The organism is Klebsiella michiganensis, assembly GCF_015139575.1.
Classification (GTDB): Bacteria; Pseudomonadota; Gammaproteobacteria; order Enterobacterales; family Enterobacteriaceae; genus Klebsiella; species Klebsiella michiganensis.
This window is the reverse complement of record NZ_AP022547.1, coordinates 2667043-2679610: the sequence shown is the minus strand read 5'-3', so window position 1 is coordinate 2679610 and position 12568 is coordinate 2667043. Positions and strand designations below refer to the sequence as shown.

The window sequence follows — 12568 nt, the reverse complement described above, 5'->3', positions numbered from 1 at the left end:
GTGGATGGAGTACGGCAACGCGGTAATCGCCAAAAAAACAACGGCTGACACGCCCTGGGGTAAAGAGACAACCAACACAACAACGACAACTGAGGAACGCCCATGAGTATGTCATCCATACCGTCGCCTTCCCCCACCGGTAAGCTTTATGGCTGGGTTGAAAAAATAGGTAACAAGGTCCCGCATCCGTTTTTACTGTTTATCTATCTGATTGTGGCGTTAATGGTCGCCACCGCCATCCTGTCGGCGCTGAACGTCGGGGTACAGAACCCCACCGACGGCTCGCGAGTGGTGGTGAAAAATTTGCTTAGCGTTGAAGGATTGCACTGGTTTTTGCCGAACGTCATTAAGAACTTCAGCGGTTTCGCGCCGCTGGGGGCCATTCTGGCTCTGGTGCTGGGGGCCGGTTTTGCGGAACGAGTGGGCCTGCTGCCTTCGCTGATGGTGAAAATGTCATCCCACGTTAGCGCCCGTTACGCCAGCTATATGGTGCTTTTTATCGCCTTCTTTAGCCACATCTCTTCCGATGCCGCGCTGGTGATTATGCCGCCGCTGGGCGCCCTGATGTTCCTCGCCGTCGGCCGCCACCCGGTTGCCGGGCTGCTGGCGGCCATCGCCGGCGTCGGCTGCGGCTTCACGGCCAATCTGCTCATCGTCACCACCGATGTCCTGCTCTCTGGCATCAGCACCGAAGCGGCAAAAACCCTTGACGCCTCGCTCCACGTCAGCGTGATTGATAACTGGTATTTTATGGCAACCTCAGTGATCGTTCTCACTCTGGTTGGCGGATTGATTACCGATAAACTGGTGGAACCGCGGTTAGGGCAATGGCAAGGCAACAGCGATGAAACGCTGCAGACGTTGACGCCGGAACAGCGCTTCGGCCTGCGCGTGGCCGGCGTGGCCGCGCTGTTATTCGTGGCGGCGATCGCGCTGATGGTCGTGCCGGAAAACGGTATCCTGCGCGATCCCATCAAGCATACCGTGATGCCTTCGCCGTTTATAAAAGGGATCGTCCCGCTCATTATCTTTTTCTTCTTCGTCGTTTCCCTGGCCTACGGCATCGCCACCGGCAAAATTCGCCGCCAGGCCGATCTGCCTCAGCTGATGATTGAGCCGATGAAAGAGATGGCAGGTTTTATCGTGATGGTCTTCCCGCTGGCCCAGTTCGTCGCCATGTTCAACTGGAGCAATATGGGGAAATTTATGGCCGTCGGCTTGACGGATCTGCTGGAGAGCGCGGGAATGAACGGCGTACCGGCGTTTGTCGGCCTGGCGCTGCTATCCGCCTTTTTGTGTATGTTTATCGCCAGCGGTTCGGCAATCTGGTCGATTCTGGCGCCGATTTTCGTGCCGATGTTTATGCTGCTGGGCTTTCACCCGGCATTCGCGCAGATTCTGTTTCGCATCGCCGACTCATCGGTGCTGCCGCTGGCGCCGGTATCGCCGTTTGTGCCGCTATTTCTCGGCTTCTTACAGCGCTACCGGCCCGACGCTAAGCTTGGAACCTACTACTCGCTGGTCTTGCCTTATCCATTAATATTCCTTGCCGTCTGGCTACTGCTGCTGGTTGGCTGGTACCTCGTGGGGCTGCCCATCGGACCGGGTATTTATCCGCGATTACCTTAACGTCGCGACAGGCCAGGGAAGGCCACAAAAACGTTAACGCCAGGTCGTGCGGTTACTGATGACTTTATACAGTCCTTCAATCGCCAAAGCGATCAGATGAATTACTAAGCCGCTGATAATCACAATTACAACGCCAGTCATCATATATTGCATATCACCACCTTTGTTGGTAAAAACCCGCGCAGAAACGCCGGGAAATCATGGACTCAAGGAAAGCCAGTCTGTTTATCTGCCGCGCCGGATGGTTGCCGGTGAATTCGCCGCCGGATAAAGGTAGCAAAATCGCCTTGCCAACGCGTCTGCGAGTGAATGTAAAAATAAACATCGCTTTCCTCACCTCATAATTAATAGTCCATGCTGACCCTGTTTGTTGACCTTTTCGGAGTATGGTTTGCCCACATCGCGTCGTGCTATGGTGATGCCCTGCCAAAATAACCTCGCTGAAGGAGGACCGATGCTCACGCTGTTGCAAGATAAAATTGACACCCCGCTGGGGCCGCTGTGGGTGATTTGCGATGAGCAGTTTAACCTGCGGGCCGTTGAGTGGGATCAGCACCGCGACCGCATGGAACAACTGCTGGATGTTCATTATCGCCGTGAAGGCTACCAACGCGTTGATTCGCGTAATCCCGGTAACCTGAGCCGTAAGCTTAGCGATTACTTCGCGGGCGATCTCGCCGTTATCGACACCTTACCTACCGCCACCGGCGGGACGCCGTTTCAGCGGGAAGTCTGGCAAACGCTGCGCACCATCCCCTGCGGCCAGGTCATGCACTACGGTCAGCTCGCGGAGGCGCTGGGACGTCCGGGCGCGGCGCGCGCCGTGGGTGCCGCCAACGGTTCAAATCCTGTCAGTATTGTGGTGCCCTGCCACCGGGTGATCGGGCGTAACGGCACCATGACGGGTTACGCCGGCGGCGTGCAGCGAAAAGAGTGGCTATTGCGTCACGAAGGCTATCTGCTCCTTTGACCGTAAGTGCCTTTTCTGGAATCTTCCGGTAATTTTACAATCCAACATCGCCAGATAACTTATTCATAATCAATGAGATAAAATGGGTAACTGATTTACCCTTTTAATATTACGTGTTTCAGGGGTTCGAGACTTACCTGCTCACCAAAAAGATGTTAAAATTGACCAATATCAATTAAAGCCTGAGCAGACTTATGATCCCGGAAAAGCGAATTATACGACGCATTCAGTCTGGCGGTTGTGCAATCCATTGCCAGGATTGCAGCATTAGCCAGCTTTGCATCCCTTTTACTCTGAACGAGCATGAGCTTGACCAGCTTGATAACATCATCGAGCGGAAAAAGCCTATCCAGAAAGGACAGACCTTGTTCAAAGCCGGTGATGAGCTGAAATCGCTGTATGCAATTCGTTCTGGCACCATTAAAAGCTACACCATCACCGAACAGGGCGATGAGCAGATCACCGGTTTTCATCTGGCCGGCGATTTGGTCGGCTTTGACGCTATCGGCACCGCCCACCACCCGAGCTTTGCCCAGGCGCTGGAAACCTCAATGGTCTGCGAGATTCCGTTTGAAACGCTGGACGACCTCTCCGGTAAGATGCCGAACCTGCGTCAGCAGATGATGCGTCTGATGAGCGGCGAGATCAAAGGCGATCAGGATATGATCCTGCTGCTTTCTAAAAAGAACGCAGAGGAGCGCCTGGCGGCCTTTATCTACAATCTGTCCCGCCGTTTCGCGCAGCGCGGCTTCTCACCGCGTGAGTTCCGCCTCACCATGACCCGTGGCGATATCGGCAATTATCTGGGCCTGACGGTAGAAACCATCAGCCGCCTGCTGGGACGTTTCCAGAAAAGCGGTATGCTGGCGGTTAAAGGCAAATATATCACCATCGAAAACAGCGACCTGCTGGCGCAGCTTGCTGGCCAGGCCCGCAACGTCGCCTGATAGTCCTCCCGTATCCGGCCGGATCGCGAATTTTTTTCTAATTTGTTGATCTGGCCAGGCTCATCCCCTGTTTCATTTCATCCATATAGGTTATCTTTTTAATACAGACTGTAGTTACAGTTGTAAGGAGACCCTGTATGGCGAAGTATCAGAACATGCTGGTAGTAATCGACCCCAATCAGGACGACCAGCCTGCATTGCGGCGCGCGGTGTATCTGCACCAACGGATTGGTGGCCGCATCAAAGCCTTTTTGCCGATCTATGATTTTTCTTATGAAATGACCACCCTGCTCTCCCCCGACGAACGCACGGCCATGCGCCAGGGCGTCATCGGCCAGCGTACCGCCTGGATCCGCGAGCAGGCAAAATTCTATATAGAGTCCGGCGTGCCCATTGATATTAAAGTGGTGTGGCACAATCGTCCCTTCGAAGCCATTATTCAGGAAATCATCAGCGACAAGCATGATTTAGTGCTGAAGATGGCGCACCAGCACGACAAGCTGGAAGCGGTGATTTTCACCCCAACGGACTGGCACCTGCTGCGTAAATGCCCATGCCCGGTCTGGATGGTCAAAGATCAGCCGTGGCCGGAAGGCGGTAAAGCGCTGGTGGCGGTCAATCTCGCCAGTGAAGAGAACTACCACAACGCGCTCAATGAAAAACTGGTCAGAGAAACCATTGAGCTGGCGGAACAGGTTAACCATACAGAGGTTCACCTGGTGGGCGCCTATCCCGTCACGCCCATCAATATCGCGATTGAGCTCCCTGATTTTGACCCCAGCGTCTATAACGACGCCATTCGCGGTCAGCATCTGCTGGCCATGAAAGCGCTGCGGCAAAAATTCGGTATCGATGAAGGCCGCACCCACGTTGAAAAAGGGTTACCTGAGGAGGTCATTCCCGACCTTTCAGAGCATCTTCAGGCGGGAATCGTGGTACTGGGTACGATTGGTCGAACCGGACTCTCGGCAGCCTTCCTCGGCAATACCGCTGAACAGGTTATTGACCACCTGCGCTGCGACCTGCTGGCTCTGAAGCCGGACCAGTACCAGACGCCGGTTGAGCTGGACGACGAAGAAGACGATTAGTCCGTTGACTTCATTCGTGGTAATAAGACGTCATCCCCCGCCCGCGCGGGGGATTTTTTTGCATCCCATTAACAAAAATAAAAGGCCATTTGGCCCCGATTTCAACAGCTTTGTGGGTAACGAAAACGTTAGTGGATACCTAAGCGCCAGGCGTGATCGATCTCTTCTTTAAGCTCCATGGACGAAAGCGCCATTAAATCGGCGAACTCAAGTTCCAGCAATTTCAGCTTTTTCAGATACTGCGCGGGGGTTAAAGCAGCGGGGTCACGGCGCAGAAATTCGATGGCCAGTTGCGTGGGGGTTAACTCGGTATCCATAATATCCTCAGTTTGGGTGAAAAACAGCCTATTGTAACACCTTCGCCTGATTATTTTATGAGCAAATAACCCCTTCGTCACCTATATAAAAAAGCCGTCTCAGAAGAGACGGCTTAAGAAGCACAGGTTTTAAACGACCAGGCCTTACAACGCTTTCAGAATCGCATCGACGCTGGCTTTGGCATCGCCAAACAGCATGTGGGTGTTCTCTTTAAAGAACAGCGGGTTTTGTACGCCAGCGTAGCCGGTGTTCATTGAACGTTTAAATACAATGACGTTCTGCGCTTTCCACACTTCCAGCACCGGCATACCGGCGATCGGGCTGCCCGGATCGTCCTGCGCGGCCGGGTTCACCGTGTCGTTAGCGCCGATGACCAGTACGGTGTCGGTATCGGAGAAATCATCGTTGATCTCATCCATTTCCAGCACGATGTCATACGGGACTTTCGCTTCCGCCAGCAGGACGTTCATATGGCCCGGCAGACGCCCGGCAACCGGATGAATACCGAAACGCACTTTGATTCCGCGCGCGCGCAGTCTCTCAGTGATTTCCGCGACCGGATACTGGGCCTGCGCAACCGCCATGCCGTAGCCCGGGGTGATGATGACCGACTGAGAACCTTTCAGCATCTCAGCGGTTTCTTCGGCGCTGATTTCACGGTGCTCGCCCACTTCTTCATCACCTGTGGACGCCGTGCCGTCAGAACCAAAACCGCCGGCAATCACGCTGAAGAACGAACGGTTCATCGCCTTACACATGATGTAGGACAGAATTGCACCGGAAGAACCTACCAGCGCACCGGTTACGATCAGCAGGTCGTTGCTGAGCATAAAGCCCGCCGCCGCCGCCGCCCAGCCGGAGTAGGAGTTCAGCATTGATACCACGACCGGCATATCCGCGCCGCCGATGGAGGCCACCAGGTGCCAGCCAAACGCCAGGGCAATCACGGTCATCACCAGCAGGCACAGTACCTGCATGCCAATGCTGTCGGTACGCACGAAAACGATCAGCAGCAGGAAAGAAATGACCAGCGCCGCCAGGTTTAGCTTATGACGGTTCGGCAGCATCAGCGGCTTAGAAGACATCTTGCCGCACAGCTTGCCAAACGCCACAACGGAACCCGTAAAGGTCACCGCGCCGATGAAGATACCGAGGAACACTTCGGTCAAATGAATATTGACCAGAATCTGTTCCATACCGGTTTCATGCTGCAGATAGCTGTTAAAGCCAACCAGTACCGCCGCCAGGCCCACGAAGCTGTGCAGAATCGCCACCAGCTCCGGCATCTCGGTCATTTCAACTTTCTTCGCCAGACGAATACCGATCGCGCCGCCGATAACCATCGCCAGCAGGATCCACGCGACGTTGCTGCTATCCGGCCCCAGAATGGTCGCCACCAGCGCAATCGCCATCCCGGCAATGCCGTAGTAGTTCCCCTGCTGGGAGGTTTCGTGTTTGGAAAGCCCCGCCAGGCTAAAAATAAACAGAATCGCGGCAACAATGTATGCAGCTGTAACTAATCCACCAGACATTTGTTACCCCTTATCCTTTGCGGAACATTTTCAGCATGCGCTGAGTGACGGTGAAACCACCAAAAATATTAATGCTGGCGATCAGCACCGCGATAAAGCTCAGGAAGCTGACCCAGCCGCCGTGGCCTATCTGTAACAATGCCCCTACCACGATAATGCCGGAAATCGCGTTAGTGACCGACATCAGCGGCGTATGCAGCGCATGGGAGACGTTCCATACGACGTAGTAACCGACCACGCAGGAGAGCGCGAAAACGGTAAAGTGGCCGAGGAACTCTTTCGGCGCCACGCTTGCCAGCCAGCCAAACAGAATAATCGCCAGCGCCATCAGCGCATACTTGCGCAGCGGCGAGCTCGGTTTCGCCTCTGCTTTTGGCGCTTCAACCTTTTTCGCTGCCGCCTGCGGCTGAGCAGATACCTGAATGGGTGGAGCGGGCCAGGTGATTTCACCCTCGCGAACCACGGTAACGCCGCGGATAACGACATCATCAAAATCGATAACGACATTGCCGTCTTTCTCTTTGCACAGCAGCTTAAGCAGGTTAACCAGGTTGGTGCCATACAGCTGTGAGGACTGCGTCGGCAGACGACCAGGGAGATCGGTATAACCGATAATCTTCACGCCGTTGGCGGTGGTAACCACCTGGCCCGGCACGGTGTATTCACAGTTGCCGCCGTTTTGCGACGCCAGGTCAACCACCACGCTGCCGGACTTCATGGAGTCAACCATCTCGCGGGTAATCAGCTTCGGCGCCGGTTTACCTGGAATCAGCGCGGTGGTAACGATGATGTCGACATCTTTGGCCTGCGCGGCAAAGAGCGCCATCTCGGCTTTGATAAAGGCTTCAGACATGACTTTGGCATAGCCGTCGCCGCTGCCCGCTTCCTCTTTAAAATCCAGCTCAAGGAACTCGGCGCCCATACTCTGCACCTGTTCTTTCACTTCCGGACGGGTATCAAACGCGCGGACGATTGCGCCGAGGCTGTTAGCCGCGCCGATGGCCGCCAGACCGGCAACCCCGGCTCCGATAACCATCACCTTCGCGGGAGGAACCTTACCTGCCGCGGTGATCTGCCCGGTGAAGAAGCGGCCAAACTCGTGGGCGGCTTCAACGATTGCGCGATAGCCGGCGATGTTAGCCATCGAACTTAACGCATCCAGCGACTGAGCGCGCGAAATACGCGGCACTGAATCCATCGCCATCACGTTGATATTACGCGCCGCCAGTTTTTCCATCAGCTGCGGGTTTTGCGCCGGCCAGATGAAGCTGATGAGCGTCGTGCCGGGATTAAGCAGCAGGATCTCTTCGTCATCGGGCGCGTTCACTTTCAGAATGACGTCGGACTGCCAGACGTCATCACCGCTAACGATCTCCGCTCCAGCCTGAACGAAGGCCTCGTCGTCGAAACTGGCCAGCTTACCTGCTCCGCTTTCTACCGCGACGCTGAACCCGAGTTTCAGCAGCTGCTCCACCGTTTTCGGCGTGGCGGCGGCCCGGGTTTCCAGGGCTAGTCTCTCTTTTGGTACACCAATACGCATAGTTTTCCCTTCCATCGGTTTTTGATGATGGTTTACTTTTCTTACAAACGACCGTCGCGAAGGCGGATGAACGTGCCTTCCAACATATGTCTGAAAAAATAAAACAGTAACAAACTTTTTATAACCTACTGAAAATACCGATTGTGATCTACAGCAATAAAACAGAAATTTTGATTTTATTGGTAAAACGCACGGCTAACCGTGCCAGGCAGCAATATTTACCTTATTTTTATGCCAGCGCCTGATAATCCGCTTGGCAGAGGGGTTAATTCACCATTTATCGCCGTCTTGATCATCGCATTAACATTACGTTAACTTATGAAAGTGATATCGATTATCGATTTTGCTGGTCAAGCGGCTGTTTTTTCAACATATCGAAAAATGTTATATTTCTGCAGTATACGTTTAGGGCGACAACTGAAAATTGACGCAGACAGTCACTCACGATAAATGCAATAATCAAATGTTTTCAGTCAACAACAATACCAGTACATGGTTTGCGCAAGGCAAAGGATTATTTTTATGAAGCTTAAGAACTCACTCCTGGCGTCTGCTCTTCTGGCTACAACCGCGTTGTCTGCCCATGCAGCGACCGAGCTGACTCCGGAGCAGGCGGCAGCGCTGAAGCCCTACGATCGCGTAGTGGTTACCGGCCGTTTTAACGCCATTGGCGACGCGGTGCAGGCCGTTTCCCGTAAAGCAGACAAAGATGGCGCAGCATCCTTTTATGTTGTCGACACGTCTGATTTTGGCAGCGGCGGCAACCTGCGCGTAACGGCCGATTTTTATAAAGAAAATGCCCCGCAGGCCGACGCGCCGAAAAATCGTGTGATTAACGGCGTAATGGAATTACCGAAGGACCAGGCCGTCGAGCTGGAGCCGTTTGATACCGTCACCGTACAGGGCTTCTACCGCAGCCAGCCGGAAGTTAACGACGCCATCACCAAAGCCGCTAAGGCCAAGGGCGCCGCCTCCTTCTTTATCGTGCGCCAGGTTGATGCCAACCAGGGCGGCAACCAGCGAATCACCGCCTATATCTACAAAGCCGATGCCAAAAAACGCGTTCTGCAAAGCCCGGACGCTATCCCGGCAGATTCAGAAGCCGGTCGCGCTGCGCTGGCTGAAGGCGGAGAAGCCGCGAAGAAAGTGGAGATCCCGGGCGTAGCGACCACCGCAGCGGTCGGTTCCGGCACCGGCGTAGGCCGCTTCTTTGAAACGCAATCTTCTAAAGGCGGGCGTTACACCGTCACTCTGCCGGACGGTACCAAAGTCGAGGAAGTGAACAAAATCACCGCCGCGCAGATGGTGCCATACGACAGCATCAAGTTCACCGGTAACTACGGTAACATGACGGAAATCTCCTACCAGACGGCTAAGCGCGCGGCGAAGAAAGGCGCGAAGTACTACCATATTACCCGCCAGTGGCAGGAGCGCGGTGGCAACATCACCATCAGCGCCGACCTGTATAAATAACGGCGTCTGAGCTGAACAAAAAGGCGGCGATCTGCCGCCTTTTTTCTTTTTTTCATTTCTCGCCATTGCATGCATACAAAACACTCCGTAAAATCCCGCGCCTTAGCGCAATCCTCCATTTTTATGCGATTTCGCCAAATAAATATTCTTAGTTTGATGATTGTCACCTCGGGAATGCAATGGAAAAGAAACTGGGCCTTAGCGCCCTGACCGCGCTGGTTCTCAGCTCAATGCTGGGTGCAGGCGTATTCAGCCTGCCGCAAAATATGGCAGCCGTCGCCAGCCCTTCCGCACTGCTTATCGGCTGGGGTATCACCGGCGTGGGGATCCTGTTCCTCGCCTTTGCCATGCTGCTGCTCACCCGCATTCGCCCCGAACTCGACGGCGGTATTTTTACCTACGCCCGGGAAGGCTTTGGCGAGTTGATAGGCTTCTGCTCCGCCTGGGGCTACTGGCTGTGCGCGGTTGTTGCCAATGTCTCCTATCTGGTTATCGTCTTCTCTGCGCTAAGCTTCTTTACCGATACCCCCGAGCTGCGCCTGTTTGGCGACGGCAACACCTGGCAATCCATCGTCGGCGCCTCCGTCCTGCTGTGGATTGTCCATTTCCTGGTGCTGCGCGGTGTACAAACGGCCGCGGGTATCAACCTGGCCGCGACGCTGGCCAAACTGCTGCCCCTCGGCGCGTTTATCGCGCTGGCCGCCATCGCGTTTCGTATGGAGACATTCCGCCTGGATTTCAGCGGCCTGGCGCTGGGCGTACCGGTATGGGAGCAGGTGAAAAACACCATGCTGATCACCCTGTGGGTTTTTATCGGCGTCGAAGGCGCGGTGGTTGTTTCCGCACGCGCGCGTAATAAACAGGATGTTGGCCGCGCGACGCTGCTGGCAGTACTCTCCGCGCTGGCGGTCTATCTGCTGGTGACGCTTCTCTCGTTAGGCGTCGTGCCGCGTAGCGAGCTGGCGGAAATACGCAACCCCTCAATGGCCGGGCTGATGGTCAACATGATGGGCTCATGGGGGGAGATTGTTATTGCCGCCGGGCTGATTATTTCCGTCTGCGGCGCGTATCTGAGCTGGACCATTATGGCGGCGGAGGTGCCCTATCTGGCAGCAACGCATAAAGCCTTCCCGCGCCTGTTTGCCCGGACCAATAAAAACAATGCCCCGTCGGCTTCGCTGTGGCTCACCAACGTCAGCGTACAGGCTTCGCTGGTATTGATTTGGCTTACCGGCTCAGATTACAACACGCTGCTGACCATCGCCTCTGAGATGATCCTGGTGCCCTACTTTCTCGTCGGCGCATTTTTGCTGAAGATTGCTGAGCGCCCGCTACACAAGGCCGTCGGTGTCGGTGCCTGTATTTATGGCTTATGGTTATTATATGCGTCCGGCCCTGTGCATTTATTGTTGTCAGTGATACTTTACGCTCCGGGTCTTCTGGTTTTCCTGTATGCCCGTCGTACACACCAGCACGATCGCCCGCTCAAACGCCGTGACCTGGCATTAATTGGTTTTTTGCTGGTTGCCGCCGTACCGGCAACGTGGATGTTGGTAGGGTAAGCGGTTACCCTGCCGCTGAACTCAAAGGAGATACCCATGGCTGACATCCAGCCTCGTCCAATCCTGATTACCGGCGGGGGCCGTCGTATCGGCCTCGCCCTGGCCCGCCATTTTCTGGCCCGGCAGCAGCCCGTTATTATCAGCTACCGCACCTGGTATCCCGCCATCGACGCGCTACGTGAAGCGGGCGCCGTTTGTCTGCACGCGGATTTCAGCACTGACGATAGCATTCTGGCGTTCGCCGAAGAGGTGAAGGCGCACGCCGGCAGCGGTCTGCGCGCCATCATCCATAACGCCAGCGGCTGGATGGCGGAAAAGCCCGGGGTGCCGTTAACCACGGTGCTCGCCAGCATGATGCAAATTCACGTCAACGCCCCCTACTTGCTCAACCATGCCCTGGAGAGCCTGCTGCGCGGCCACGGCCATGCGGCCAGCGACATTATCCATATCACCGACTACGTTGTGGAGCGCGGCAGCGACAAACACATTGCCTACGCCGCCAGCAAAGCGGCGCTGGATAATATGAGCCGCTCGTTCGCCCGCAAGCTGGCGCCGGAAATTAAGGTCAATGCTATCGCCCCTTCGCTGATTTTATTTAACGAAGGCGATGACGCGGAATACCGCAAGCAGGCGCTTGATAAATCGCTGATGAAAATCGCGCCAGGTGAAAAAGAGATTAGCGACCTGATCGAATACCTGTTCAGCAGCCGCTACGTGACCGGTCGCTCATTTGCCGTCGACGGCGGCCGCCATCTGCGCTAGTGGAAACGGCTCCAGCCGATAATTAACAGCCACGCGCAGAGGCTCCAGCACCCCACTGCGCCTGCCAGAGCGAACGGCAGGCGCATAACGCCGGTGAAATACCATAGCGAGAGCAAATAGATAAAGTACGGAATGATCGACCACATCCCGAATACGATGGTGGTTCGCAGCGCTTCGATCCCCCGCTCGCTGGCAACGATATAGTTCGCGATCAGGGCGAAAGTCGGAAAGAGCGGAATCAACCCGGCGATGTAGTAGTTCTTCGTTTTAGACAGCACGCCAATCAGGACAACGACCAGCGCGCCGAGCAGCGCTTTTATCAACAACCCCATTCCTTTTGCCTTAACATTTAAACAACAAGACCCCGCAGCATAACGGAAGCGCCGACAATTATAAACGCGCAAGAGCGGCCGATACCGTGTAGAAGCAAAAGACCTATTTTTTAGCGGTCTCATCACTGCCGCCCCCCCCTATGCCGAATATCCGCTCCTGGCGATAACCGTTCGCAAGGATGATATCCCTGGCAAGCGGAGCGCGTTATTAGATGGCCGTTTTTGCTGCCTTAAAAACTCTTCGGCTAAATACATTCATTAAATCAAAAAGAGAATGTTTTTTCTGATTATTGAGTTATACGTATAACATATTATTTTTCGTATTTTTAGATACAAATCAAATTAGCCTATTTTCGGCGCATCTCTTCCTCACGTATTTACACAGATTTTAAAGTCTGGCGCGCTTGCCTGGCGG

The 12568-nt window shown here is 54.7% G+C and carries 11 protein-coding genes; 7 read left to right on the top strand and 4 right to left on the bottom strand.

What is annotated here, in order from left to right; translation table 11 throughout:
• Window positions 1-102 precede the first annotated feature (102 nt).
• From abgT to uspE, 4 genes are all read left to right on the top strand, one after another.
• Window positions 103-1629, top strand: coding sequence for a p-aminobenzoyl-glutamate transporter (abgT, locus tag JLG71_RS12610; RefSeq protein WP_025105810.1), 1527 nt, complete (start codon window positions 103-105; stop codon window positions 1627-1629).
• A 454-nt stretch (window positions 1630-2083) separates the two neighbouring features.
• Entirely contained in the window at window positions 2084-2599 is a 516-nt protein-coding gene (gene ogt, locus JLG71_RS12605) for a methylated-DNA--[protein]-cysteine S-methyltransferase (protein ID WP_014229564.1), read from the top strand.
• A 194-nt stretch (window positions 2600-2793) separates the two neighbouring features.
• Entirely contained in the window at window positions 2794-3546 is a 753-nt protein-coding gene (gene fnr / locus JLG71_RS12600) for a fumarate/nitrate reduction transcriptional regulator Fnr (RefSeq protein WP_004851364.1), read from the top strand.
• A gap of 137 nt (window positions 3547-3683) precedes the next feature.
• Window positions 3684-4634, top strand: a complete 951-nt coding sequence (gene uspE, locus JLG71_RS12595) for a universal stress protein UspE (RefSeq protein ID WP_004851366.1) — start codon at window positions 3684-3686, stop codon at window positions 4632-4634.
• Window positions 4635-4762: 128 nt separating this feature from the next.
• On the opposite strand, the gene JLG71_RS12590 is transcribed toward uspE, so the two are convergent.
• The 3 genes from JLG71_RS12590 to pntA all read right to left on the bottom strand — a co-directional run bounded on the left by JLG71_RS12590 (window position 4763) and on the right by pntA (window position 8024).
• A complete protein-coding gene (locus JLG71_RS12590) occupies window positions 4763-4951 on the bottom strand; it encodes a YdiH family protein (RefSeq protein ID WP_004102581.1) in 189 nt (62 codons plus the stop codon).
• Between the two features lie 144 nt (window positions 4952-5095).
• The gene (gene pntB / locus JLG71_RS12585) at window positions 5096-6484 is read right to left on the bottom strand and encodes a Re/Si-specific NAD(P)(+) transhydrogenase subunit beta (protein ID WP_004851370.1); all 1389 of its coding nucleotides are present in this window, start codon (window positions 6482-6484) and stop codon (window positions 5096-5098) included.
• 10 nt (window positions 6485-6494) lie between these two features.
• Window positions 6495-8024: a Re/Si-specific NAD(P)(+) transhydrogenase subunit alpha gene (pntA, locus tag JLG71_RS12580; RefSeq protein WP_004851372.1), complete on the bottom strand. Its 1530-nt coding sequence runs from the start codon at window positions 8022-8024 to the stop codon at window positions 6495-6497.
• A 522-nt stretch (window positions 8025-8546) separates the two neighbouring features.
• On the opposite strand from pntA, the gene ydgH reads away from it, so the two are divergent.
• The 3 genes from ydgH (at window position 8547) to folM (ending at window position 11821) form a co-directional block, all read left to right on the top strand.
• Window positions 8547-9497 (top strand): DUF1471 family protein YdgH, encoded by a 951-nt coding sequence (gene ydgH / locus JLG71_RS12570; protein WP_032748948.1) that lies wholly within the window; start codon window positions 8547-8549, stop codon window positions 9495-9497.
• A gap of 179 nt (window positions 9498-9676) precedes the next feature.
• Complete coding sequence (locus tag JLG71_RS12565) at window positions 9677-11059, top strand: amino acid permease (RefSeq protein ID WP_014229568.1); 1383 nt, start codon at window positions 9677-9679, stop codon at window positions 11057-11059.
• A gap of 36 nt (window positions 11060-11095) precedes the next feature.
• Window positions 11096-11821 carry a dihydromonapterin reductase gene (folM, locus tag JLG71_RS12560; RefSeq protein WP_014838648.1) on the top strand — a complete coding sequence of 242 codons (726 nt, stop codon included), beginning with the start codon at window positions 11096-11098 and terminating at the stop codon, window positions 11819-11821.
• On the opposite strand, the gene JLG71_RS12555 is transcribed toward folM, so the two are convergent.
• Window positions 11818-12153 carry a GlpM family protein gene (locus JLG71_RS12555; RefSeq protein WP_014229570.1) on the bottom strand — a complete coding sequence of 112 codons (336 nt, stop codon included), beginning with the start codon at window positions 12151-12153 and terminating at the stop codon, window positions 11818-11820. The two genes, folM and JLG71_RS12555, sit on opposite strands and share 4 nt — an antisense overlap.
• Between the last annotated feature and the right edge of the window lie 415 nt (window positions 12154-12568).